The organism is Pseudomonas sp. 24 E 13, from assembly GCF_900004715.1.
GTDB classification, from domain to species: Bacteria; Pseudomonadota; Gammaproteobacteria; order Pseudomonadales; family Pseudomonadaceae; genus Aquipseudomonas; species Aquipseudomonas orientalis_A.
Map to the genome: position 1 here is coordinate 76,644 of NZ_CVTO01000145.1, position 25,423 is coordinate 102,066.

The 25,423-nt window shown below is 59.5% G+C and carries 21 protein-coding genes; 9 read left to right on the forward strand and 12 right to left on the reverse strand.

Annotated elements, in window-relative coordinates:
• Positions 1 to 91 precede the first annotated feature (91 nt).
• On the reverse strand, positions 92 to 748 hold the full coding sequence (locus tag BFP90_RS20235) for an acetyltransferase (RefSeq protein WP_065895234.1): 657 nt from the start codon (positions 746 to 748) through the stop codon (positions 92 to 94).
• Positions 749 to 1,235: 487 nt separating this feature from the next.
• On the opposite strand from BFP90_RS20235, the gene BFP90_RS20240 reads away from it, so the two are divergent.
• The 3 genes from BFP90_RS20240 (at position 1,236) to BFP90_RS20250 (ending at position 7,569) form a co-directional block, all read left to right on the forward strand.
• On the forward strand, positions 1,236 to 2,360 hold the full coding sequence (locus BFP90_RS20240) for a DegT/DnrJ/EryC1/StrS family aminotransferase (RefSeq protein ID WP_065895302.1): 1,125 nt from the start codon (positions 1,236 to 1,238) through the stop codon (positions 2,358 to 2,360).
• Positions 2,361 to 2,478: 118 nt separating this feature from the next.
• A complete protein-coding gene (locus BFP90_RS20245) occupies positions 2,479 to 6,810 on the forward strand; it encodes a glycosyltransferase (RefSeq protein ID WP_176718061.1) in 4,332 nt (1,443 codons plus the stop codon).
• Between the two features lie 90 nt (positions 6,811 to 6,900).
• Positions 6,901 to 7,569 (forward strand): class I SAM-dependent methyltransferase, encoded by a 669-nt coding sequence (locus tag BFP90_RS20250; RefSeq protein WP_065897828.1) that lies wholly within the window; start codon positions 6,901 to 6,903, stop codon positions 7,567 to 7,569.
• 26 nt (positions 7,570 to 7,595) lie between these two features.
• On the opposite strand, the gene BFP90_RS20255 is transcribed toward BFP90_RS20250, so the two are convergent.
• Entirely contained in the window at positions 7,596 to 8,318 is a 723-nt protein-coding gene (locus BFP90_RS20255) for a response regulator transcription factor (protein WP_065897829.1), read from the reverse strand.
• A gap of 431 nt (positions 8,319 to 8,749) precedes the next feature.
• On the opposite strand from BFP90_RS20255, the gene BFP90_RS20260 reads away from it, so the two are divergent.
• A complete protein-coding gene (locus tag BFP90_RS20260) occupies positions 8,750 to 10,726 on the forward strand; it encodes a CHASE2 domain-containing protein (protein WP_065897830.1) in 1,977 nt (658 codons plus the stop codon).
• Between the two features lie 181 nt (positions 10,727 to 10,907).
• Here the strand turns inward: BFP90_RS20260 and BFP90_RS20265 are convergent, their stop codons facing one another.
• The 4 genes from BFP90_RS20265 to glyQ form a co-directional block, all read right to left on the reverse strand.
• Positions 10,908 to 11,678 carry a lysophospholipid acyltransferase family protein gene (locus BFP90_RS20265; RefSeq protein WP_065886717.1) on the reverse strand — a complete coding sequence of 257 codons (771 nt, stop codon included), beginning with the start codon at positions 11,676 to 11,678 and terminating at the stop codon, positions 10,908 to 10,910.
• Between the two features lie 82 nt (positions 11,679 to 11,760).
• Entirely contained in the window at positions 11,761 to 12,300 is a 540-nt protein-coding gene (gene gmhB / locus BFP90_RS20270) for a D-glycero-beta-D-manno-heptose 1,7-bisphosphate 7-phosphatase (RefSeq protein WP_170827553.1), read from the reverse strand.
• On the reverse strand, positions 12,300 to 14,354 hold the full coding sequence (glyS, locus tag BFP90_RS20275) for a glycine--tRNA ligase subunit beta (protein WP_065895237.1): 2,055 nt from the start codon (positions 14,352 to 14,354) through the stop codon (positions 12,300 to 12,302). Before glyS ends, gmhB begins: the two co-directional genes overlap by 1 nt.
• Entirely contained in the window at positions 14,351 to 15,304 is a 954-nt protein-coding gene (glyQ, locus tag BFP90_RS20280) for a glycine--tRNA ligase subunit alpha (RefSeq protein WP_003187265.1), read from the reverse strand. Before glyQ ends, glyS begins: the two co-directional genes overlap by 4 nt.
• 81 nt (positions 15,305 to 15,385) lie before the next feature.
• On the opposite strand from glyQ, the gene BFP90_RS20285 reads away from it, so the two are divergent.
• Both BFP90_RS20285 and BFP90_RS20290 read left to right on the forward strand, forming a co-directional pair.
• Positions 15,386 to 15,943 (forward strand): DNA-3-methyladenine glycosylase I, encoded by a 558-nt coding sequence (locus tag BFP90_RS20285; RefSeq protein WP_065895238.1) that lies wholly within the window; start codon positions 15,386 to 15,388, stop codon positions 15,941 to 15,943.
• Positions 15,944 to 15,983: 40 nt separating this feature from the next.
• Complete coding sequence (locus tag BFP90_RS20290; RefSeq protein ID WP_065897831.1) at positions 15,984 to 16,871, forward strand: lysophospholipid acyltransferase; 888 nt, start codon at positions 15,984 to 15,986, stop codon at positions 16,869 to 16,871.
• Positions 16,872 to 16,995: 124 nt separating this feature from the next.
• Here the strand turns inward: BFP90_RS20290 and BFP90_RS20295 are convergent, their stop codons facing one another.
• The 5 genes from BFP90_RS20295 to def all read right to left on the reverse strand — a co-directional run bounded on the left by BFP90_RS20295 (position 16,996) and on the right by def (position 21,557).
• A complete protein-coding gene (locus BFP90_RS20295; RefSeq protein WP_065897832.1) occupies positions 16,996 to 17,307 on the reverse strand; it encodes a tetratricopeptide repeat protein in 312 nt (103 codons plus the stop codon).
• Between the two features lie 18 nt (positions 17,308 to 17,325).
• A complete protein-coding gene (trkA, locus tag BFP90_RS20300; RefSeq protein ID WP_065886722.1) occupies positions 17,326 to 18,699 on the reverse strand; it encodes a Trk system potassium transporter TrkA in 1,374 nt (457 codons plus the stop codon).
• A gap of 22 nt (positions 18,700 to 18,721) precedes the next feature.
• The gene (gene rsmB, locus BFP90_RS20305; RefSeq protein ID WP_065897833.1) at positions 18,722 to 20,032 is read right to left on the reverse strand and encodes a 16S rRNA (cytosine(967)-C(5))-methyltransferase RsmB; all 1,311 of its coding nucleotides are present in this window, start codon (positions 20,030 to 20,032) and stop codon (positions 18,722 to 18,724) included.
• A complete protein-coding gene (fmt, locus tag BFP90_RS20310; RefSeq protein ID WP_065897834.1) occupies positions 20,029 to 20,982 on the reverse strand; it encodes a methionyl-tRNA formyltransferase in 954 nt (317 codons plus the stop codon). Before fmt ends, rsmB begins: the two co-directional genes overlap by 4 nt.
• 68 nt (positions 20,983 to 21,050) lie before the next feature.
• A complete protein-coding gene (def, locus tag BFP90_RS20315) occupies positions 21,051 to 21,557 on the reverse strand; it encodes a peptide deformylase (protein ID WP_005783383.1) in 507 nt (168 codons plus the stop codon).
• A 135-nt stretch (positions 21,558 to 21,692) separates the two neighbouring features.
• Here def and BFP90_RS20320 point away from each other — a divergent pair, with 135 nt between their 5' ends.
• The 3 genes from BFP90_RS20320 to BFP90_RS20330 all read left to right on the forward strand — a co-directional run bounded on the left by BFP90_RS20320 (position 21,693) and on the right by BFP90_RS20330 (position 24,252).
• Positions 21,693 to 22,469, forward strand: coding sequence for a peptidoglycan-binding protein (locus BFP90_RS20320; protein ID WP_065897835.1), 777 nt, complete (start codon positions 21,693 to 21,695; stop codon positions 22,467 to 22,469).
• A gap of 63 nt (positions 22,470 to 22,532) precedes the next feature.
• Positions 22,533 to 23,636 (forward strand): DNA-processing protein DprA, encoded by a 1,104-nt coding sequence (gene dprA, locus BFP90_RS20325; protein ID WP_065895244.1) that lies wholly within the window; start codon positions 22,533 to 22,535, stop codon positions 23,634 to 23,636.
• Between the two features lie 58 nt (positions 23,637 to 23,694).
• Positions 23,695 to 24,252: an L-threonylcarbamoyladenylate synthase gene (locus BFP90_RS20330; protein WP_065897836.1), complete on the forward strand. Its 558-nt coding sequence runs from the start codon at positions 23,695 to 23,697 to the stop codon at positions 24,250 to 24,252.
• A 104-nt stretch (positions 24,253 to 24,356) separates the two neighbouring features.
• On the opposite strand, the gene BFP90_RS20335 is transcribed toward BFP90_RS20330, so the two are convergent.
• Positions 24,357 to 25,334, reverse strand: a complete 978-nt coding sequence (locus BFP90_RS20335; RefSeq protein ID WP_065895245.1) for a quinone oxidoreductase family protein — start codon at positions 25,332 to 25,334, stop codon at positions 24,357 to 24,359.
• Positions 25,335 to 25,423 lie beyond the last annotated feature (89 nt).

A 25,423-nucleotide genomic window follows, 5' to 3' on the forward strand; every position in this document is an offset into this window, starting at 1 on the left:
CGTTGCGAGGCCGGAAAGGGCGCTGATTGGAAACTGACCGATCCTGCCGATAGCCCTTCCCTTTTGGGCCAGGTTATCTATTCGCGTTGATTTACGGTTGAGTGGTGCGCATGGGCTTTGCTGGATTACCAAAGACTGTTGTATAGGGTGCCACGCTTTTCGTTACAACGGACCCCATCCCAACAACGGCGCCCTCACCAATAACGATTGGTCTGTCGGGGGAGCCTTCACGAATGATCGCGCCAGTTCCAATGTAGGCATGATCTTCGATGACAACACGTCCATTGCAATGCACGTTAGGGGCGAACGTCACAAAGTTACCGATCACACAGTCGTGAGCAACATACGAATAAATGTTTGCATGAAAAAAATCACCGATTTTTGCATTCGCAGTGATAGTGGTAAATGGGCAGAGGACAGCGCCTTGACCAATAGTATTGTGGCTCAAATTTACCGCATTCAACGCTGAAATAGTAAATGGAGTGATGCCCGCCGAAATAAGGTATTCGGAGATTTCCTGTCTATGTTTACTGTCAGCGATGGCAATGTTGAAAAACTTATCCCCCTCCATGTTTAAAAAAGACTCCCTGCTCACCACATCATAGCCATTAATAGTCTGATCTTTCGGGTTATCGACAACAAAGATAATTCTGAAATCACCTTGATCTATTACGCTCGGCATTGTGTTGACCAGAGGTGCAACTTCACGGCCAAAACCGCCCGCGCCTACAATTGCGTAAATTTTCATATCAGCTCCTAAAGTGTTAGCTGAATTATCCGTGGTCTGAGCAATGCTACGGCCGAACGTTGTCAGTATCAGGAGTGTATTGAGTATTCCAGTGCGCTGTTCTCGGAATAACTGACTTCTTATTTATGTATTCAAGCGTCTCGCGCATTCATTGAGTTTTGTTCAAACCTTCTTCTCTCTCTGCGTTCCAAATATATCGGGTCGGCTGAGTGTTACGTAATCCATAATGTTGCCATTTCGCTTTTCAGGTCAAGGCCGGGGGCGGAGTTGCCATCGCGCGGATACACCTTGATGCCTCCAAAGAAGCTCTCCACCCTGCTCATCCAGGCAGCCAGCGGGATAATGCGTCTGGCCGGCCTTCTCGCTGAAGGATGGCGGCAGTGTGGAACTTGCCGTCAGAGGTATGGCCGTTGGAAGTTGGCGCGAATTCTGCTTAAGCCTTCCTCTGATCATACAGGACGACATTTCATTGACGGCAGTGTGTACCATGAAAAGCATCATCAAGTTGTTAGTTCCTGAGATGCCTAAAGTCGAGCAGATTCTCACTTACTGGCAGCAAATCGATGAAAACCAGTGGTACACCAACTTCGGACCGCTTGTAACCGAGCTCGAACGTCGGCTGTCGCTCTCATTCAGTCGGGAGCCAACGCAGGTGCACGTTGTATCCATGGCGAATGGCACCTGTGCGCTGCAAATTGCTTTGGAAGCGTTGAAGCTACGCCGTGGAGCGCGCGTACTGGTGCCCGGATTGACATTCGTCGCCACGGCAACTGCGATCATCCGGGCAGGACTCACTCCCTTGATCAGTGACGTAAACGCCGAAAGCTGGTTACTGACGCCCGCTATCGCACGCGTAGCCCTTGCTGAAACGCCATTCGACGCAGTGATGCCGGTGTCCACTTACGGTTGCCCCCAGGATGTCACAGGGTGGGACCTGTTCACTGCCGAAACCGGCATTCCTGTTGTTGTCGACGCCGCAGGTGCCTGGGGTAACCAGGAGATTGGCCTGACCACCAAAGTCGCCTTCAGCCTGCACGCCACTAAGGCCCTCGGTAGTGGAGAAGGCGGTTTCGTCGCTTCGCGGCACCTTGCGTATGCCCAGAGCATGCGAGCGTTGAGTAACTTCGGTATCGATGCACACAGCGGCGGGCTCGTCTTCGAGGCGGGTGAGAACGGTAAGATGAGCGAATATCACGCCGCAGTTGCATTGGCTGCCCTGGATAACTGGCCAACCGTTGCTCAAGCACGGCGCAATCTACATCAGCGCTACACTGAACGGCTTCTGGAAAAAATTCCCGCGCTGAAACTCCAGGCCAAACCCATGGATGGCGTTTACAGCCTTATGCTGGTGCTACTGCCCCCGGGATTCCAGGCTGCTGATATTCAACTGCGGCTGCTGGGCAAAAACATCGAAACCCGCCGCTGGTACTGCCCTCCCCTCCAGGGACACCCGGCCTTTCAGGCGTGCGCGATGGGCCCGCTGCCAATTGTTGACCTCTTGGCCGAACGTCTGCTGGGTTTGCCATTCCACCTTTCATTGAACGATGCAAGCATCCAGAGAGTGATCGAGTGCCTGGCTGAGCTGCTTGCTGAAAAGCAGGTGAATCAATGACCCAAGAACAATTACTGGCACCGTATAGGCCGGCCGGCAAAGAGTCAGGCTGTCAGCCAGGCAGTGAAAGCGGCTTAAGCGAGTCCTACCTTCATCCCTTGTGCAAATTGGTGTGAGCATGACAAATCCCCTCTTGGCTGAACGCTTGCCGCTTGTCAGCATTGCGATACCGGCTCACAACCCGCGCTTCTTCGAAGTAGCGCTGAACAGTGCGATCAACCAGTGCTACGCCAATATCGAAATCGTGGTCACCGACGACTGTCGCGGCGATGGTATTCGTTTGATCACTGAACGTCTTGCCGCACAAACCACGGTGCCGGTTCGTTACCTGAAAAACGAACAGCAATTGGGCGGTCTGCTCAATCTCACCCGCGGCCTGGAAGAAGCCAGGGGTGAGTACATCAAGTTTCTCAACGACGATGACGTATTACTGACAGATTGTGTAACGCGCATGGCCGCTGTGCTGGATGCCCGCGCCGACATATCGCTGGTCACCTCGCGGCGCCGTTTGATAGATGCCCAGGGCGAGACGCTGCCGGATATCCTCGAGACGTCTAAAGTATTTGACGAGGATGTCTGCCTTCATGGCGCCGACCTGACTTCACTGCTCTGCGACTGGCCCGTTAACTTCATTGGCGAACCCACCACCGTCATGTTTCGCCGGGTTCAGGTGATAGACAAAGTCCCGAATATTTGCGCCCTTGGAGGCGTGCTCGTTGATGCGATCAACGACCTGGCGTTGTATGTGAACTTGCTGCAACACGGCCACTTGGCGTTTCTAAGTGAGCCTCTGTCGCTCTTTCGCCATCACGTCGAACAGCGCCAGAAACAGCCAGACATGCAAGACTTATTCAACGAGGGTCGTGCAAGGTTCGTCAAGCAGATACGTGCTCTGGGGCTGTATAACCCACAGCCGTTAAGGCAAGTGCGCCGAGCGCCCTTGTCAGCCGGTCAGGCCTTTCAATTGTTTCGGTTGCGAGAGGCTTACCTGGCGCCTGACAGCCTGGACCTCTATACCGCCGGCAGCATTATCCCCTTCGCCGAGCAGTGCGAAGCCCTGTTCTTGGGTCAACCCTGGCTTGAAGACGGTGAGCCGCCAATCGGAGTCGTCATCCATGCGTATTACCCGGCTGAGCTGCAGGAAATCCTGCGCCGGTTGATGCAATTGAATGAACACCTGCACCTCTACGTCACCTGCGTGGGAGGTGATGATAAAGAGGTGGGCGACCTGCTGGCAGCGAGCGGGCTGAGCTATTCGTTGTATCGGGTACCCAATCACGGAAGGGATATTTTGCCGTTCCTGCGAATGCTGCCGTTTTTACGTGCAGACAACATCCAGACGGTGGTCAAACTCCACACCAAGCGTTCGCTGCACATGGAAAGCGCTTGGGCCCAAGACCTTTTCAATGATCTGCTAAACCCTGTGCGCTTCAGGGAATCAGTAGAGTACCTTGCCGACCCAATGCATCATCCGCTACTCGGCACTGAGCCTTACCGACAGGCGGTGGCCAAAAACCTTAGTGAGGCCAACTACTCTCACCTCCTTACTCTCGCTAAGCGTGCTGGCATTGATCCACAGCGAATAGGCCAGGCAGATTTTTTTGCCGGTACCATGTTCTTTGTGCGTAGAGAGGTGTTGGCTCACTTAGAACAGATGCATTTGACCGACGAAGATTTTGAAACTGAATGCGGTCAGTTGGACGGCACCATGGCCCACGCTTTGGAACGTTTTTTTGGCGTGTTGGCGAATGTGGGTAAAGAGCAACGCGATATCAATCTGTATCGTCGCTGGCTGGATACCCGGCAACTATCCGCCGCTGAGTTCGAAGGTTTGCCCGCACGGCTTGCGAATTGGCAGCAGCACCCAAACATTCTGGTGGTGTTGACTGATACCACAGGTGACATTGCGCAGTTACGTTCCAGCCTGGAAAGCATTGATCGCCAGCTTTACGGCGCGGCAGCCATCGCGGTGCTTTCTAACGCCGAGCCTGTCGGGGTAGCGGCAGCCGACAATTTGGTCTGGCTGCCGCTCGCTGAGTGCTGGCCAAGCCAGCTGAATGAGCTGCTGCAAGGGATCGATGTCGACTGGTGCTATTTGCTTCGGGGTGGAGACCAAATCGACCCCCACGCACTGCTGCTACTCGCCGAGGGTATAGCCCTGAACCCGGGTATCAGCGTGTGCTACAGCGATGAAGACACGCTTACCCCAGAGGGTTGCCAAGACCCGATATTCAAGCCGGACCTGAACCTGGACCTGTTGCGCAGTTATCCGTATGTCGGCCGAGCGTTGGCCTTCAACCGAACGGCCGCGCTGGATGCTAATGGCTTCGATCTCGCTTTTGCCGAACTGGCACCCCACGATCTGCTGTATCGGTTGATTGAAATTAATGGACTGGGCACTGTCGGACACCTCAGTGAAGTGCTGGTACATCATGCAATCAACTTCGGCCAGTGGCTGGTCGAACCCCAGGTCGTTAAGTACAGCGCTGCTATCGTCGAGGCGCACCTGCAACGTCTGGGCGTGGCTCATGAGTTGCGCCCAGGACCTTTGCCGATGGTCAACCGGGTGATCTACCAGCACACCTCACAGCCGCTGGTGTCTATAGTGATTCCTACTAAAGACCAACTGCCGATGCTGATGCGCTGCGTCGAAAGCGTCATGGAAAAAACCCGCTACACGAACTTCGAACTCATCATCGTCGACAACAACAGCGAAACGGTTGAAGCACAGAATTGGTTCGCGGGTATGGAGCGCTTGAACAGCGAAAAGGTGCGCATCCTGCGTTACCCCCACGCGTTCAACTATTCGGCGATCAATAATTTTGCCGTCAGCCACGCCCGTGGTGATTATCTTGTGTTGCTCAACAATGACACCGCCGTCATTGATGGGGACTGGCTTGGTTCGCTGCTCCATCACGCCCAGCGGCCAGAAGTTGGGATAGTCGGCGCCAAATTGCTATTTCCCGACGGAACCATTCAGCATGCAGGTGTGGTGCTCGGCTTGCGTGGTTTGGCAGACCACGCATTCGTCGGCGCCCCGATGCAGTCCAATGGTTACCTGCACCGTCTGCAGGTTGACCAGAATTACAGCGCCGTGACGGCCGCCTGCCTGATGATCCGCACCGAGTTGTACCGCCAGGTCGGTGGCATGGACGAAACCAGCCTGGGGGTTTCTTATAATGACGTCGATCTGTGCCTGAAAGTCGGCCAGGCCGGGCAACTGATCGTCTGGACGCCTTATGCGCTTCTCATGCACGAAGCTAACGTCAGCCAGAATAAGGTCGACAAGGCGAAGTTGAACGTCAAGCAAGAGCGTTTCAAGCGCGAGCAGTCGGTGATGTACGAGAAGTGGCTGCCTCAGCTCGCTGGCGACCCCGCCTACAACCCAAACCTGACCTTGGAACGTGGCGGCTTTGGCTACGAATGCCGTAGCGAGGTCGCTTGGCAACCGCTGGCCGGTCGCTCTTTGCCTTACGCGCTGTGCTGTCCCTCCGACCCTTTCGGCATTGGACATTATCGTGTTCGCCAGCCCTTCGCGGCCCTTGAAGCCGCAGGCCTGATAGGTGGCACTGTAAGCAATTGGCTGCTTCGCCCCGTGGAGCTGCATCGCCTGGCGCCAGACACGATCATTTTCCAGCGGCAATGCAGTACGCCTCAGCTGGAAATCATGCAGAACACCCAGGCCTTCTCTAAGGCATTCAAGGTTTTTGAGCTGGATGACTACATTCTTAAATTGCCCAGCAGCAACCCAAGCCGAGAACTGTTTCCCAAAGATATCGCCAAGCGCCTGAAAAAAGCTGCGGGTATGTGCGACCGGCTGGTGGTGTCGACCCAGCCACTGGCCGATGCGTTAAAGGGTTTTAACGCTGACATTCGTGTGGTGGAGAACCGCCTGCCAATTCACTGGTGGAGCGGGCTGACGAGCCATCGCCAACAAGGCCGCAAACCTCGGGTCGGTTGGGCGGGCGGGTCGAGCCACGGTGGCGACTTGCTCGTGATCGCCGATGTCGTTCGTGAACTGGCTGGCGAAGTGGAATGGGTATTTATGGGCATGTGCCCACCTGAACTTCGTCCGTATGTCCATGAGTTCCATAACGGCGTAAATATCGAGAGATATCCTGCACAGCTGGCCAACTTGAATCTGGACCTGGCGCTGGCGCCTTTGGAAGACAATTTCTTCAACGCCTGTAAAAGCAACTTACGGCTGCTGGAATACGGCGCCTGCGGCTTCCCTGTGATCTGCTCGGACATCCTTTGTTATCGTGGTGATTTGCCAGTGACTCGGGTGCGGAACAAGTCAAAAGAATGGATTGCCGCTATCCGCGAGCATCTTGCTGAACCAAGCGCCAGCGCCGCTGCCGGAGAGGCTCTACGCAGTGCTGTCGTCGATAAATGGATGCTCCGGGATGAACACCTGGTTGCCTGGCGAAAAGCCTGGTTCAGGGATTGACTGATCCGCTTGTTATTTCAATGTCTTATCAATTCTGGAAGTCTTTTTCAGAGCTTCCCTCGTAATCATTAGAAGTAAGCGGAGAGAACCATGATAACTATTCAAGCGCTCAACGAATTTACCAGTGCCCCGGAGTTGACTGACAACATCACGCAGATCTGGGAGTTTATCGGCCAGCATTTCGAGCAGGCGCAGGCCAGCTTGCCGCCTGAGCTCGCAATGGAGCGTCGCGAGTTGTCGTTCCATGATCAAGTGCGTTTATTGGGCTACCTTACATTTCTGATTGCCGAGCTACCGGGTGATCTGGTGGAAATCGGCGTGTGGAAGGGCAAATCGTTGATGCTGATGAATGAGGTATGCAACCACGAGCGTCGCGTCATTGGTATTGACCCGTTCGAATTGCCAAACCAGTTCGAAGAGTTTAGTTATTACAAGGACCTGATGCTGCCTGATGCACAGGTGGTCCGTGGCTTTTCGGAACTGAGTGCCGAACGTTTCTACAACCTCGAGCCCTCCGTTGCGCTGTTGCATATCGATGGTGGCCACACGCGGCGCAACGTGGTGCTGGATTTCCTGCTGTACTCGCCAAGCGTAGTCTCGGGCGGCTTCATCGTATTAGACGACTACCGCGATTTTCAGCACTCGCCAGAGGTGGGTCCGACGGTCGACCTGCTCAGAGCCACAGGTTTCTTTGAAGGTTTCAATGTGCTGGGCAGTGTGCACGGCTTCGAGAACAGCTACGTTCTGCAACGGATATGAGCGTTCCACGTGGAACATCAACTTTTTCAGTCCGGAGTCACTGCCGATACGCTCTCCAACCGATATCCATACCCATAAATCGTCAATAACTGCCAACCCCTGTCCGCAGTCAGCCCCAGCTTATTGCGCAGCCGATAGATATGCGTATCCAGCGGTCGCGAGGAGACCATTTCTTCGTGAGTCCAAAACCGTTCATACAGGTATTCGCGCGACAGCGGCCGCGCCAAATTGGCGAACAAGCAACTGGCCAAACGGTACTCACGTTCAGTGAGATTGATAGGCTTGCCCGAGCGGGTCACAGTCAGTTCAGCGTCGTCAAAGGTCAGGTCGTTGAAGCTCTGCACTTCCTGGGTCGCCGACTTCTTTAGTCCATGGCGCCTCAGTACCGCCGTCACGCGAGCTTTCAGCTCATTAGCGCGAAAGGGCTTGCTGACGTAATCATCGGCCCCACTGTTCAGCGCCGTGACGATATCGCTCTCGGCATCCCGGCTGGTCAGCATGATAACGGCGGGCGGCGATTCCATGTGTTCACGTGTCCAGCGAAGAAGCGCGATCCCGGTGATGTCCGGCAGTTGCCAGTCAAGTATCAACAGGTCGAAGGTTTCCCGGCGCAGTTGGCGTAGCAGGTCTTCGCCGCGCTCAAAGCAATGCAGGGTCCAAGGCTGTTCGACGTTACTGGGGATCTGTCGCAGTGTCTGTTCTACCCGGCGCAGTTCTGCGGGTTCGTCATCCAGTATTGCGACACGCATGGGTGGGTCCTTTCTTCTTGAAGAGTACGGCAGTCGTCGGCACGTACTGCGCAGATGCCAGTCTTGAATCTGAAGAATTGTGCTCGGATTCGTCGACCCCTTGGATCTATCGGTACGATGGGGCTAATGAGCGGTTTTACACTTTAAAGTCCTCCGTACCGACAGGGGAACGATACCGGCTCCCGACGGTTAGGAAAAGGATCAGCCGACGCATGCGCTGACGTAAACGGCTGTGTGCTGATCTCAGTGGCTCTCTGGAATGAACATCAGACAGAAAAATTTTTCCTGCGTGCCGAAAAATGAGCTTCACTGGGCTCAAAGCTTCGTTCTCTGAAGTGCGCTGGTCGGCCCATGACGACAATAGCCAGCAGAGAGGAACCGCGACCCATGACAGTTCATATCACCCACCAACCACCCAGGCACATTGACCGATGACGCTCTGGAGCACGGCCGATAAACGTCAACCTACCCAGGCCCAGCGCTTGTTTCACCGTCTCGTGCGTGAGTGGTTGTGGATCGGTTTGCTGTTGTTGCCCATCACCGCTTACCTGTCGCTTAGCCCGGGCCTGGCCTTGAATAACCCGTTATACGACAGCCTGCGCCGCCTCACTCCACTGCCCGTGGACTCACGCATCCTGCTGGTGACCATCGATGAGGACAGCCTGAAACAGCTGGGGCCATGGCCCTGGCCGCCTAACGTGCACGCCGATCTGATCGGGCGCCTGAGTGCGGCGCAACCAGCAGGTATTCTGTTCGATGCAATCTTCAGTGACCCCGCCGCTCCCGCGAATGACAAGCGCCTGGCCGAAGTCGTGCGCGCGGCCCAGACCGATTTACCCCATGTGTCCTACGCCAGCGTGTTACGCGGTGAAGTGCCTGCCGAGCAACTGCGCAATCGCCTGATCCTGGTGGGGGCGACGGCGTCCGGGATGGGCGACCGGTTTGTCACGCCGCTGTCTTCCACGCCCGGTACTACAGAGGGGGTGGAGATTCAGACGAATGTGCTCGATAGTCTGTTGCAGGGGCACAGTACTGTCGATCTGCCCGGCTGGCTGGCGGCGCTGATGGCGACGTCACTGGTGGCGTTGTTGCTGGGTTTGCTGCTCTACCGTCCGCGTTATGCGTTGTGGATGACCCTGGGCTGCATGGCCGCAGCGGTGCTCGGCGCCTGGGCCCTGTTGCGTCTCGGCCATTGGTGGTCGCCTGCGGCCAGCCTGATCGGGTTGCTGCTCAGCTACTTGATCTGGAATTGGCGCCGCCTCAGCGTGATCATCGCTTACTTCGGCTGGGAACTGGCGCGCCTGGATAACGAACCCAAAGTGCTGCCTGAGCGCCGCCGTGCGCCCGCCAGCCAGGGTGATGTATTGCAGGCGCGTATCTTTGCCCTGGAGCAAGCCGTAAGCCGCACACGGGATACCCGGCGGTTCATGGCCGATGGTCTCGAATGCTTACCGGTGGCCACATTGATTACCGACCCCAAGGGCAATATCTTGCTGGCCAACCGCGTTGCCCGCGAGGTATTCGGCAATGACCTTGTCGCCGAGAACCTGCTGGAGCAGTTGGCCGACCTGGGTTATCCGCCGTTGCACAATGGCGTGCGCGTTGCCCTCTCTGAGCTGGTACTCGTGGAGTTCCGGGATATCCACCAACGCAGTCTGCGCATGGAGCTTGCGCCCTTGCTGCCGGCCGAAGGTGACACCGCCCTGGGTTGGCTGCTGAGCCTCACGGATTTAAGCAAGGAACGCGAAGCCCAACAGCATCGCGAAACCATGCTGCGCTTCCTCTCCCATGACCTGCGTGCGCCGCATTCGGCAATCCTCGCCCTGTTGGATCTGCATGAGAGCGAATCGCCCGTGTTCGGCCAGATCGAACAACAGGTCCGCCGTGCGTTGAGCCTCACCGAGTCCTTTGTGCAACTGGCGAAAGCGGAGGCTGATGGTTACCACTTCCAACCTACCCTGTTTGCCATGCTGGTGATGGACGCTTTCGATCAAGTCGCGGTTATCGCCCAGCTCAAGGGCATCCACCTGGTTCACGATCTGGATGAAGCGGATGAAGGCATGGTGAACGCCGATCAATCGCTGCTCACCCGAGCGTTATTCAATGTGCTGGAAAATGCGATCAAATATTCTCCCGCCAACACCCGTGTCAGGTTAAGCCATGGCAGCGCGCAGGGCTGGCTGGAATGCCGCATCAGCGACCAGGGGCCAGGCATTGCCCCGCAGGATCTGCCGGAACTGTTCAATCAATATCGGCGCTTCGACTCGGCCCAGGGCAGTGACGGCTTGGGGTTGGGCCTGACGATGGTAAAGGCCGTGGTGGAACGCCACGGTGGGCGTGTGACCTGCGAAAGCGAGTTGGGCACGGGCTCGACGTTCATCCTGCGACTGCCACTGTTGGACGACTGAAAAGCGACCTCTTGCGTGTGCATTAAAAAACCGGTCACCAGGACCGGTTTTTTAATGAGGAAAAAACTTATGCACGTTTTTGGTGATTTTATAAGTTTCAGAAATATGTAGCCAGATCAGCCAGTTATGATCAAAAAACTCCAATTTGCCAACAAACCGTACACAGGTTATCCACAGAAGTTCAAACAGCGGGTGTCTCCACCACCACCGGCTCCGGCGGCAATGAGCCCATGGCCCGTTGCTGCGCTTCATTCCATGCCGCGGCGCGGTCATTCAACGCAGCAATCGCGCGTGGGCCTTCGCCTTCTGCGTACATGGGTTCGCCGATCACCACGGTAATGGTGCCTGCGCGTTTGGCCCAGCCGGTCTTGGGCCAGAACTTGCCGGCGTTATGGGCAATCGGCAGCACCGGCAGGTTGGCGTTGACCGCCAATGCAGTGCCGCCGCGCGAGAATTTGCCAACGGTGCCATAAGGCACACGCGTGCCTTCGGGAAAGATCAGCACCCAAACGCCATCCTTGAGCAGCTCGTCGCCCTTCTTGGCGACGTGCTTGAGCGCCGCCTTGGGATTGTCACGGTCGATCGCAATCGGACGCAGCATCGCCATGGCCCAGCCAAAGAACGGCACGTACAGCAGCTCACGCTTGAGCACCTGGCTCAGCGGCGAGAAGTACGCCGAGAGGAAGAATGTTTCCCAGGTGCTCTGATGGTTCGACAGAATCACGCAGGGCTGCTCCGGGACGTTTTCCGCGCCCTTGATCTCGAAGCGGATGCCCAGGAACACCTTGGACAGCCACAGCGCACAGCGGCACCAATACACATTGATAAAGCGATAGCGCGCCTTGAACGGCAGGAAAGGTGCAATAAAAAAGCTCAGGGTGCACCAGAGAAACGAACTGGTGCCCAGCAGCAGGTAAAAGAAAAAGGTTCTGATGGCCTGCAAGATCGACATGGCGGCATTTACCGTTGCGGGACACGGCCCGCCTGTTAAAAGCGCACTCCCGAACAATCCCTGGTCAGGAAGTCGAGGGCGGCTAGTTGTTGATAAGTTCTGCGGCAACCGCCGCCAGATCGTCAAAAATCAAAGTGCCTACCGGCAGGTTTTTCGCCTGGGTCTTTTCGCCTTTCCCGGTCTTTACCAAAACTGGCTGAGAGTCGACGGCTTTGGCCGCCTCCAGGTCACCGAGACTGTCCCCGACGAACCATATCCCAGCCAAGGGCACCTTGTAATGTTCTGCAATAGTTTTCAGCATGCCAGGCTTGGGTTTGCGGCAAGCGCAGCCCTCATCCGGCCCGTGGGGGCAGTAAACCACCAGCCCCACCTCACCGCCCTGCTCGGCGACCAGCCTGCGCAAGCGCGCGTGCATGGCGTCCAGGGTGGCAATGTCGTAATAACCGCGGGCGATGCCGGACTGGTTAGTGGCAATGGCCACTGTCCAGCCGGCTTTGCTCAACTGCGCGATGGCCTCGATCGAACCGGGCAGTGGAATCCATTCCGCCACCGACTTGATGTAAGCGTCGGAGTCGTAATTGATCACCCCGTCCCGATCGAGAATCAGCAGTTTCAACATGATCAGCCCAGTACGGAAATGTCAGCGATATTGATGAACAGGCCACGCAGACGCGCGAGCATGGCGTAGCGGTTTTTCCGCACGCCGGCATCGTCGGCATTGATCATCACCGCTTCGAAGAACGCATCCACCGGCTCACGCAACGACGCCAGACGCGCCAGCGCTTCAGCGTAGTTACGCTCGGCGATCAGCGGCTTGACGGCGTTCTCGGCCTTGACGATGGCCGAGTTCAGCGAGAACTCCTTGGCATCGGCAAACAGGCTTGGGTCCACGTCGGCAGTGCCCAGGTTGTCGGCCTTGCTCAGCAGGTTCGATACGCGTTTGTTCACGGCGGCCAGGGCATCGGCTTCCGGCAACTTGCGGAACGCCTGTACGGCCTGTACGCGTTGATCGAAGTCCAGCGCCGAACCCGGCTGCAGGGCACGCACCGACAGGTAGACGGAAACGTCCACGCCTTCGTCTTCGTAACGCGCACGCAGGCGGTCGAACACGAACTCCAGCACTTGCTCGGCCAGGCCCGCTTGCTTGACCTTGGCACCGAACTGGCCGACGGCAAACACCACGGCCTGGGTCAGGTCGAGGTCCAGCTTCTTGTCGATCAGGATACGCAGCACGCCCAGGGCTGCACGGCGCAGCGCATACGGGTCCTTGCTGCCGGTGGGCAGCATGCCGATACCGAAGATGCCTACCAGCGTGTCCAGCTTGTCGGCGATGGCAACGGCCGCACCGGTCAGGGTGCTCGGCAGCTCGGCACCGGCACCACGGGGCATGTACTGCTCGTTCAGCGCCAGCGCCACATCGTTGGGTTCGCCGTCGTTGAGGGCGTAGTAGTAACCGGCCACGCCCTGCATCTCAGGGAACTCGCCGACCATCTCGGTGGCCAGGTCGCACTTGGACAGCAGGCCTGCGCGTGCGGCCCAGGCGGCGTCGCCACCAATGCGTGGCGCGATGTAGGCCGCCAGCTTGGAAACGCGTACGGCCTTGTCGTAGACGCTGCCGAGTTTTTCCTGGAACACCACGTTTTGCAGACGCAGGTTGAAGTCTTCAAGCTTCTGCTTCTTGTCCTGCTTGAAGAAGAACTCGGCGTCGGTCAGGCGCGGGCGCACGACTTTCTCGTTACCGGCGATGATCTGTTGCGGGTCCGTGCTTTCGATGTTGGCCACGGTGATGAAGCGCGGCAGCAACTTACCGTCTGCGTCCAGCAGGCAGAAGTATTTCTGGTTGTCCTGCATGGTGGTGATCAGCGCTTCCTGCGGTACGTCGAGGAAGCGTTCTTCGAACGAGCACACCAGCGGCACCGGCCATTCGACCAGGGCGGTCACTTCGTCGAGCAGGCTTGGCGGCACGATGGCGGTGCCTTCCTGCAGGCGGGCCAGCTCTTCGGTGCGCTTGCTGATCAGCTCGCGACGCTCATTGGCATCGGCCAGCACGTAGGCGGCGCGCAGGTCATTGACGTAGTTGGCCGGCGCGGTGATGCGCACGCTCTCGGGATGGTGGAAGCGGTGACCACGGGAATCACGGCCTGCCTTCTGGGCGAGAATGGTGCAATCGATGACCTGGTCACCGAGCAGCATCACCAGCCATTGGGTTGGGCGTACGAATTCTTCCTTGCGCGCACCCCAGCGCATGCGCTTGGGGATCGGCAGGTCGTTCAGGGAGTCTTCCACGATGGTCGGCAACAGGCTGGCCGTCGGCTTGCCGGTGATGACCTGGCTGAAGCGCAGTTTCGGGCCGCTCTGGTCAATCTCGCTCAGCTCGACGCCGCACTTCTTGGCGAAGCCCAGTGCCGCCTGAGTCGGATTGCCTTCGGCGTCGAATGCGGCCTGGCGCGGCGGGCCGTCGAGGTTGATGTTGCGGTCCGGCTGCTGGGTTTCCAGCGCGGTCAGCAACACCGCCAGGCGACGTGGCGCGGCGTAGACTTTTTTCGCCGCAAACTTCAGGCCGGCGCCGTGCAGGCCTTTTTCGATACCGGCCAGGAATGCATCGGCCAGGGTATTGAGTGCCTTGGGTGGCAGCTCTTCGGTGCCCAGTTCAACCAGGAAATCTTGAGCACTCATTGTGCAGCCTCCAGCTTAGCCAACACTTCATCACGCAAATCCGGGGTTGCCATCGGGAAGCCCAGCTTGGCGCGTGCCAGCAGATAGGCTTGGGCGACGGAACGCGCCAGGGTGCGTACACGCAGGATGTATTGCTGGCGCGCGGTCACCGAGATGGCACGGCGCGCGTCCAGCAGGTTGAAGGTATGGGAAGCCTTCAACACCATTTCATAGCTCGGCAACGGCAGCGGCTGGTCGAGTTCGATCAGGCGCTTGGCTTCGCTTTCATAGAAGTCGAACAGTTCGAACAGCTTGTCGACGTTGGCGTGTTCGAAGTTGTAGGTGGACTGCTCCACTTCGTTCTGGTGGAACACGTCGCCGTAGGTGACTTTGCCGAACGGGCCGTCAGCCCACACCAGGTCATAGACCGAGTCCACGCCCTGCAGGTACATGGCCAGGCGCTCGAGACCGTAGGTGATTTCGCCGGTCACCGGGTAGCACTCGATGCCGCCCGCCTGCTGGAAGTAGGTGAACTGGGTCACTTCCATGCCATTGAGCCAGACTTCCCAGCCCAGGCCCCAGGCGCCCAGGGTCGGCGATTCCCAGTTGTCTTCGACGAAACGGATGTCGTGGACCAGCGGGTCCAGGCCGACATGTTTCAGCGAGCCCAGGTACAGTTCCTGGAAGTTGTCCGGGTTGGGCTTCAACACCACCTGGAACTGGTAGTAGTGCTGCAGACGGTTCGGGTTTTCGCCGTAGCGGCCGTCAGTCGGGCGACGACTGGGCTGCACATAAGCGGCGTTCCAGGTTTCCGGGCCGATGGCCCGCAGGAAGGTAGCGGTGTGGAAAGTGCCGGCGCCTACTTCCATATCGTAGGGCTGAAGTACCACACAACCTTGCTCGGCCCAGTATTGCTGGAGGGCGAGGATCAAGTCTTGGAAGGTACGCACGGCTGGCGTAGGCTGGCTCACGAAATTCACCTGTTACTTGGGCTGCGATTTAAAGAGCGGGAGTATACCCGATTCGGCCCCGCCACCACTCCCTGGAGCCTTATGCCACGCTGCTTTTGGTGTTCTGAAGATCCGCTGTACATGGCTTATCACGATCAAGAGTGGGGAACGCCGCTGCGCGATGCGCAGGGACTGTTCGAGTTGCTTTTGCTCGAAGGGTTCCAGGCGGGCTTGTCCTGGATCACCGTTTTACGCAAACGCGAGCATTACCGGAAGGTGCTGTTCGGCTTTGATGCGCAGCGTCTGGCCAGGCTGACCGACGCTGAAATCGAAGCGCTGATGCAGGACCCGGGCATCGTGCGCAATCGCCTGAAGCTCAACGCCACACGCCGCAACGCCGCGGCCTGGCTGGCGCTGGAAGACCCTGTGGGGTTGCTCTGGTCGTTTGTCGGCGGCAAGCCCAAGGTCAATCATTTCAAAGACCGCAGCGACGTCCCGGCGATTACACCCGAAGCCCAAGCGATGAGCAAAGCCTTGAAGAAAGCCGGCTTCACCTTTGTCGGGCCGACCATCTGCTACGCGTTCATGCAGGCCTCGGGCATGGTCATGGACCACACCCAGGACTGCGACCGTTACGCGGACCTGGTCAACGCCGGTTAGAATGCGCGCTTTGCGTACTACACACGATCAGGAGTGACCTGTGGAAAAGTTTAAAGGCGCCTTGCTGGTAGGCGCTCTTCGGTTGTTTGCCCTGCTGCCCTGGCGCGCCGTACAGGCCGTCGGTACGGGGATCGGCTGGATCATGTGGAAAACCCCCAACCGCTCCCGCGAGACAGTGCGGATCAACCTGTCCAAGTGTTTCCCGGACATGGACCCGGCCGAACGCGAGCGCCTGGTAGGCCGCAGCCTGATGGACATCGGCAAGTCCCTGACCGAAAGCGCCTGCGCGTGGATCTGGCCGGCCCAGCGTTCCATCGACCTGGTGCGCGAAGTCGAAGGCCTGCAAGTGCTGCACGATGCCCTGGCCTCGGGTAAAGGCGTGGTGGGCATCACCAGCCACCTGGGCAACTGGGAAGTGCTGAATCATTTTTATTGCAGCCAGTGCAAACCGATCATTTTCTATCGCCCGCCCAAGCTCAAGGCTGTTGACGACTTGTTGCGCAAGCAACGCGTGCAACTGGGCAACCGCGTGGCCGCCTCCACCAAGGAAGGCATCCTGAGCGTGATCAAGGAAGTGCGCAAAGGCGGCCAGGTGGGTATCCCTGCCGACCCCGAGCCGGCTGAATCCGCCGGCATCTTCGTACCGTTCTTCGCAACCCAGGCGCTGACCAGCAAGTTCGTGCCGAACATGCTCGCCGGCCACAAGGCGGTGGGCGTGTTCCTGCACGCCCTGCGCCTGCCGGACGGCTCGGGCTACAAGGTGATCCTGGAAGCGGCCCCGGAAGACATGTACAGCACTGACACCGCCACGTCCTGCGCGGCGATGAGCAAGGTGGTGGAGCGGTATGTCGGCGCCTACCCGAGCCAGTACATGTGGAGCATGAAACGCTTCAAGAAACGCCCACCGGGTGAGGCGCGCTGGTACTGACTCAAGATCACCACAGAAACCAATGTGGGAGGGGGCTTGCCCCCGATAGCGGTGGTTCAGTCAACCATGTATTGGCTGACACACTGCTATCGGGGGCAAGCCCCCTCCCACATTTGGGTTTTGCTCAGGCCAGGCGGTCGAGTTTCTTCAGGAATACCGTCATTTCTTTTTCGGCCTGCTTGTCGCCATGGGCCTGGGCCGCTTCGATGCCCTTCTCCCACGCCTGGCGAGCAGCCACGCTATCCCCCAGCCCTTGCTGCGCCTTGCCCAACAACTTCCACGCCGCCGAATATTTCGGATCGAACTCGACGCAGCGCTGCAAATGCTCCGCCGCCTTGGCGTTGTCCTTCAGATCCAGATAACCCTTGCCCAAGCCAAACCGCAGCAGCGAATTATCCACACCCTTGGCGAGCATTTTCTCCAGGGATTCGAGCATGTCGTCCACTCCGTCAGATCAGAAAAAGCTCAGGCCCACGTGGAACAGCTTCTCCACATCGCGGATATGTTTCTTGTCCACCAGGAAAAGGATCACATGGTCACCGGTGGCGATCACCGTATCGTCGTGGGCAATGATCACTTCTTCATCGCGAATGATTGCGCCAATGGTGGTGCCCGGCGGCAAGCCGATATCGCGGATGGCCCTGCCGATGACCTTGCTTGATTTGGAGTCGCCATGGGCAATCGCCTCGATAGCCTCCGCCGCGCCACGGCGCAGGGAGTGCACGCTGACGATGTCGCCACGGCGTACGTGAGCGAGCAACGTGCCAATGGTGGCCAATTGCGGACTGATGGCGATGTCGATATCGCCGCCCTGGATCAGGTCGACATAGGCCGGGTTGTTGATGATGGTCATCACTTTCTTCGCCCCCAGCCGCTTGGCCAGCAGCGAGGACATGATATTGGCCTCGTCGTCGTTGGTCAGCGCCAGGAAGATATCGGCGTCGGCGATGTTTTCTTCCATCAGCAGGTCGCGGTCCGAGGCACTGCCCTGCAACACCACGGTGCTGTCGAGCGTGTCGGACAAATGCCGGCAGCGCGTGGGGCTCATCTCGATGATCTTCACCTGGTAGCGGCTTTCGATGGCCTCCGCCAAGCGCTCACCGATCTGCCCGCCGCCGGCGATGACGATGCGTTTATAGGTCTCGTCGAGCCGGCGCATTTCGCTCATCACCGCACGAATATTCGCCTTGGCCGCGATGAAAAACACTTCGTCATCAGCTTCGATCACGGTGTCGCCCTGGGGCAGGATCGGCCGGTCACGCCGAAAAATCGCGGCGACGCGGGTTTCCACATTCGGCATGTGTTCGCGCAATTGACGCAATTGCTGACCCACCAGCGGCCCGCCGTAGTAGGCCTTCACCGCAACCAACTGCGCCTTGCCCCCGGCGAAGTCGATCACCTGCAAGGCACCCGGAATTTCGATCAGGCGCTTGATGTAGTGCGTGACCACCTGTTCCGGACTGATCAGCACATCCACCGGAATGGCATCGTTGTCGAACAGGCCGGCGCGGGTCAGGTAGGCGGCTTCGCGCACACGGGCGATCTTGGTCGGGGTGTGGAACAGCGTGTGGGCGACCTGGCAGGCGACCATGTTGGTCTCGTCGCTGTTGGTGACCGCGACGAGCATGTCGGCATCGTCGGCGCCGGCTTGACGCAGCACGGTGGGGAACGACGCACGGCCCTGCACCGTGCGGATGTCCAGGCGGTCGCCCAGATTACGCAGGCGCTCGGCGTCGGTGTCGACCACGGTGATGTCATTGGCTTCGCTGGCCAAATGTTCAGCCAGCGTGCCGCCCACCTGCCCTGCCCCGAGGATGATGATTTTCATCCGGTCACTCCCTTAAAACCATTCAGCCGCGCGCGGCGGCGATCTTGATCAGTTTGGCGTAGTAGAAGCCATCATGCCCGCCTTCCTGCGCGAGCAATTGGCGACCGTGCGGTTGCTTGATGCCGGCCGTGGTCGCGAGGTCCAGTTCCCGTGCGCCGCTGGTGCGGGCGAGGAAGGCTTGAATGACCTCGGTATTCTCGGTGGGCAAGGTGGAACAGGTGGCGTAAAGCAGAACGCCGCCGACTTCCAGGGTGGGCCACAGTGCGTCGAGCAGTTCGCCCTGCAGCACGGCCAGGGCGGCGATGTCGTCGGGTTGGCGGGTCAGCTTGATATCCGGGTGGCGGCGGATCACGCCGGTGGCCGAACAGGGCGCATCCAGCAGGATGCGCTGGAACGGTTTGCCGTCCCACCAGGTGGCGGTGTCGCGGCCGTCGGCGGCGATCAGCTCGGCGTTCAAACCCAGGCGTGCGAGGTTTTCCCGTACGCGCACCAGGCGTTTGGCTTCCAGGTCGACCGCTACCACACCGCCCAGGTCCTTTTCGACTTCCAGGATGTGACAGGTCTTACCGCCCGGCGCGCAGCAGGCGTCCAATACGCGTTGCCCGGGTGCCAGGTCGAGCAGGTCGGCGGCCAGTTGTGCGGCTTCGTCCTGCACGCTGATCCAGCCCTCGGCAAAGCCCGGCAGGCTGCGCACGTCTGTGGCAGCCTGGAGCACGATACCGTCGATGCTGTACACGCACGGCGCGGCGTCGATGCCCGCCTCGCTGAGCAACTGCAGGTAGGCGTCGCGGCGGTGATGGCGACGGTTGACCCGCAGGATCATCGGCGGATGGGCATTGTTCGCCGCGCAAATGGCTTCCCATTGCTGCGGCCAGAACGCCTTCAGGGATTTTTGCAGCCAGCGCGGATGCGCGGTGCGCACCACCGGGTCATGTTCCAGCTCGGCCAGCAGCCCTTCGCTTTCGCGCTGGGCGCGGCGCAGCACGGCATTGAGCAAGGCCTTGGCCCAGGGTTTTTTCAGTTTGTCGGCGCAGCCCACCGTTTCACCGATGGCGGCGTGGGCCGGTACGCGGGTATAGAGCAGTTGATAGAGACCGACCAGCAGCAGCGCTTCAACATCGGCGTCGGCTGCCTTGAACGGTTTTTGCAGCAACTTGGCCGCCAACGCCGACAGCCTTGGCTGCCAACGCGCCGTGCCAAAGGCCAGGTCCTGGGTGAAACCGCGATCACGGTCTTCAACCTTATCCATCTGCACGGGCAGCGAACTGTTCAGCGATGCTTTGCCGTTGAGCACGGCGGCGAGGGCCTTGGCGGCGGCCAGACGCGGGTTCATTGGGCGACCACGCCGAGAACGGTGCCCAGGGCAAACTTCTCACGACGGCTGTTGAACAAATCGCTGAAATTAAGCGCCTTGCCACCGGGCAATTGCAGACGGGTCAGGCACAGCGCTTGTTCGCCGCACGCCACCAACAGGCCGTCTTTGCTGGCGCCGATGATTTCACCCGGAGCGCCTGTGCCCTCGGCCAGGGTCGCGGCCAATACTTTCAAGGCTTCGCCGTTGAGCGTGCTGTGGCAGACAGGCCATGGGTTGAACGCACGTACCAGGCGCTCAAGCTCCACGGCCGGGCGGCTCCAGTCGATGCGGGCTTCGTCCTTGTTCAATTTGTGGGCGTAGGTGGCGAGGCTGTCGTCCTGCACTTCGCCTTCCAGGGTGCCGGCAGCAAGACCGGCGATGGCCTGGATGACGGCCGGCGGGCCCATTTCAGCCAGGCGATCGTGCAGGCTGCCGCCGGTGTCTTGGGCAGTGATCGGCGTGGTGACTTTGAGCAGCATCGGCCCGGTGTCCAGCCCTGCTTCCATGCGCATGACCGTTACGCCGCTTTCGCTGTCGCCAGCTTGCACCGCGCGCTGGATCGGCGCCGCTCCGCGCCAGCGTGGCAGCAACGAAGCGTGGCTGTTGATGCAGCCCAGGCGTGGGATATCGAGTACGGCCTGGGGCAGGATCAAGCCGTAGGCAACCACGACCAGCAGGTCCGGCTTGAGCGCGGCCAGTTCGGCCTGGGCGTCGGCATTGCGCAGGGTCGGTGGTTGCAGCACGGCGATGTTGTGCTCGAGCGCCAGCTGCTTGACCGGGCTGGGCATCAGTTTTTGCCCGCGCCCGGCCGGGCGATCCGGCTGGGTGTACACCGCGACGATTTCATAGGGGCTGGCAAGCAGCGCCTTGAGGTGTTCGGCGGCAAATTCGGGTGTACCGGCAAAAACAATGCGCAGTGGCTCGGTCATCGGAGTTCTCGTTAAAAGCAGTCACAAAAGAAAAAGGCTTGCCGCAGCAAGCCTTTGGAAGGAGGGCATCAAGCTTGCTGGCGATGCTTTTTTTCCAGCTTCTTCTTGATCCGGTCACGTTTGAGCGTGGACAGGTAATCGACAAACAGCTTGCCGTTGAGGTGGTCGCACTCGTGCTGGATGCACACCGCCAACAGGCCTTCGGCAATCAGCTCGAACGGCTTGCCGTCGCGGTCCAGGGCCTTGATCTTCACGCGCAATGGGCGTTCGACGTTCTCGTAGAACTCCGGCACCGACAGGCAACCTTCCTGGTATTCGCCCATCTCGTCGGTCAGCGGTTCGAACTCGGGGTTGATGTACACCCGGGGTTCGCTGCGATCTTCGGACAGGTCCATGACCACGACGCGCAGATGCACGTTGACCTGGGTCGCGGCGAGGCCGATGCCCGGGGCTTCATACATTGTTTCAAACATGTCATCGACCAACTGACGAACCTTGTCGTCCACTACGGCCACCGGCTTGGCGATCGTGCGCAGGCGCGAGTCGGGAAATTCGAGGATGTTCAAAATAGCCATAAGCGTAATTGCTGCACATGTGAGGTAGAGGCAAATCGGCGGTGGGATGGACCCAGGCAGCCGGTGTGAAACGTTCGAAAGCCGCGAAGGCTATGGCGTTTCACGCGAACGCACATAATAAAGGAGATTGACCCCATGAGGAAATCGCTACTCGTCTTGCTGCTGTGGGCCCCGCTGGCCATGGCGCTGATTCCACAGCCCGGCCAGCGCCTGGACCCTGTCACGCAAAAGGCCATACAGGGCTTCCTGCTGCACAACCGCCTGCTCGACTCCCCCGAGGACCTGGACAACGCACCCTATATCGTCGCCGCCGAGGGCGGGCGCGTGCTGGGCGCCAACGGCGAGCGCGTCTACGCCAGGGGCAGTCTGGACCCGACCCAGCCGAACTACGGGATCTTCCGCCGAGGCAAGGTCTATACCGACCCCGACACCCGCGAACTGCTGGGAATCAATGCCGACGACATCGGCACCGCGCGCTTTGTGCTGACCGATGATCTCACCACCCTGGCCGTGCAAAGGGTTACCCAGGAAGTGCGCCCAGGCGACCGCTTGCTGCGCGCCGAACCTGGCGTGGACCTGGCCAATCTGCAAACGCCTGCATCCGCCCCCTTTGTTGAAGGCCACATCATCGACATTCCCAAGGGCGTCACGCAAATCGGCGTGCTGGATGCGGTGACCTTGAACAAGGGGCGCCGGGACGGTGTGGTCGAAGGCCAATTGCTCACGGTGATCAGGGCCGGCGCCTCGGTGCGCGACGCGCTGACAGGGGCCCCGACGCGACTCCCGGATGTGCGTGCCGGCACCCTGCTGGTGTTTCGCACCTATGAAAAACTCAGCTACGCCCTGGTTCTCAGCGCGTCCCGCCCGCTGGCCGTGATGGATCGTTTCGAGACTGACGATCAATCGCAATAAATAGCCTGCTAAATAAGTTACCAACAGAGTTATCCACAGCTTGTTGCGATCAAGGATGATCAGATGTTTCCGATAAACAGCAATCAAATTTCCCCGGCAGAGCTGGAAGCCCGGCTGCGCTTGCACCGGTTGCCGGAACTGGGTCCCAGGCGTTTTCATCGGTTGATCGAGGCGTTCGGCTCTGCTTCCAAAGCCATCAGTGCCCCTGCCAGCGCCTGGCGTGCGCTCGGGTTGCCGGCCGTCAGTGCCGATGCCCGGCGCAGTGTGGATATTCGTGATGGGGCCAGTGCGGCATTGGCCTGGCTGGCCCGCCCTGGCCAGCATTTACTGATGTGGGACCAGCCCGATTACCCTGCGCTGCTCGGCCAGACAGAGGGCGCTCCGCCGCTGTTATTCGTTGCCGGCGACCCATCGCTGCTGGAAAAACCGCAGTTGGCCGTGGTCGGCAGTCGTCGTGCTTCGCGCCCCGGCATGGACACCGCCGCCGCCTTTTCGCGCAGCCTGGCAAGCGCCGGTTTTGTCATCACCAGCGGCCTTGCGTTGGGTATCGATGGCGCGGCCCATCAGGCGGCATTGGACGTGGGCGGTCATACCATCGGTGTGCTCGGCACCGGTCTGGAAAAACTTTATCCACAGCGCCACAGGAAGCTGGCCGCGACCATGATTGACCAGGGCAGCGCCGTGGTTTCCGAGTTTCCACTGGACGCGCCACCCCAGGCCGGTAACTTTCCACGGCGCAATCGGATTATCAGCGGTTTGTCCCTGGGGGTCCTGGTGGTGGAAGCCAGCATCGCCAGCGGTTCGCTGATTACCGCACGGCTGGCGGCGGAACAAGGACGCGAGGTGTACGCCATTCCGGGTTCCATCCATCATCCGGCGGCCAAGGGCTGTCATCAGTTGATCCGCGATGGCGCGGTGCTGGTGGAGACCATCGAGCATATTCTTGAAGGCTTGCGCGGTTGGCAGGCGTTGTCACGCCCGGCCCCCGTACCGGTTGTGCATCCGCTGGTGGCGCTGTTGCACGCGGCCCCGCACACCAGCGAAGCCCTGGCGCTTGCCAGTGGACGGCCGCTGGCCCAGGTGCTGGCGAGCCTTACCGAGCTGGAACTCGAAGGCCGGGTGATCTGTGAAAGTGGGCGCTGGCTTGCGCGTGGCGAACGGTTGTAGCTGGGTTTTGCAACGAAGATCGGTAAACTGCCCAGAGCTTTAGTTCGGAGAGTAAACAATGGTCAACAGGTGGCGTGTGCTGGAAGCTGCACGAGAAATTCGCGCAGGTGCGGTGATTGCCTATCCGACCGAAGCGGTCTGGGGCCTGGGCTGCGACCCGTGGAATGAAGCAGCGGTGGACCGTTTGCTGGCGATCAAGAATCGCTCAGTGGATAAGGGCCTGATCCTGGTGGCCGATAATATCCGCCAGTTCGACTTCCTGTTCGAAGACTTTCCCGACACCTGGATCGAGCGCATGGCCAACACCTGGCCTGGGCCGAATACCTGGCTGGTGCCCCACCAGGACTTGCTGCCGGAATGGGTCACGGGGGTGCATGACACCGTGGCGCTGCGGGTCAGTGACCATCCGCTGGTACGGGATTTGTGCGCCCAGGTCGGGCCGTTGATTTCCACGTCGGCCAACCCCCAGGGCCGCCCGGCCGCGCGTACGCGGATTCGGGTGGAGCAGTATTTCCGCGGGCAGGTGGACCTTGTGCTGGGCGGCGCCCTGGGTGGACGCAAGAACCCGAGCCTGATCCGTGACCTGGCGACGGGGGATGTGGTGCGACCGTCCTGAGACCGAGTCGCGCCTATCGGGGGCAAGCCCCCTCCCACATTTGATCGGTGTTCGTCGAGACACCTCGGTCAAGGGTGGGAGGGGGCTTGCCCCCGATGGCTTTCTTAAGGCAGCAGGATGGTTGAACCGGTCGTGCGCCGCCCGGACAACTCGGTCTGCGCCTTCGCCGCATCCGCCAGTGCATAGCGCTGGTTGATATCAATGCGCACCTTGCCGCTCTTGATCATCGAGAACAGGTCATCGGCCATCGCCTGCAAGTCCTTCGGGTTGCTCGCGTAGGTCGCCAGCGTCGGCCGCGTGACATACAGCGAGCCCTTCGCCGACAGAATCCCCAGGTTCACCCCGTCCACCGCGCCCGACGCATTCCCGAAACTCACCACCAAGCCTCGCGGTGCGACGCTGTCCAGCGACGTCAGCCAAGTGTCCTTGCCAACGCCGTCATACACCACGGGCACCTTTTTACCGTCAGTCAATTCCAGCACGCGCTGTGCGACATTTTCCTTGCTGTAATCGATGGTTTCCCAGGCACCGAGGGATTTGGCCACGGCGGCCTTCTCCGGTGAGCTCACCGTGCCGATCAACTTCACGCCCAGCGCCTTGGCCCATTGGCAAGCCAGGGAGCCCACACCGCCTGCGGCGGCGTGGAACAGAATGGTTTCGCCGCCCTTCAGCTCATAGGTCTGGCGCAGCAGGTACTGTACGGTCAGGCCCTTGAGCATGGCACCGGCGGCCTGTTCGAAGCTGATTTCGTCCGGCAGATGCACCAGGTTGGCCGCAGGCAATACATGCAACTGGCTGTAGGCGCCGAGCGGACCGCTGCCATAGGCCACGCGGTCGCCGACCTGGAATTGGCTGACTTCACTGCCTACGGCATCGACCACACCGGCGCCTTCGGCGCCCAGGCCCGAGGGCAAGGACGGTGGCGCGTAGAGGCCGCTGCGAAAATACGTGTCGATGAAGTTCAGGCCAATGGCTTCGTTGCGCACCCGAACCTGTTGTGGGCCAGGCTCCGCCGGCGTGTAGTCCACATACTCAAGCACATCGGGGCCACCATGGGCGCTGAACTGGATACGTTTGGCCATCTACCTTCTCCTTGGGTCGAATAAACGAAGGCCCCTATCGGACTCCTAAGCTTGATCTTCGTCAACTGCGACGACACGGGGTGCGGTGG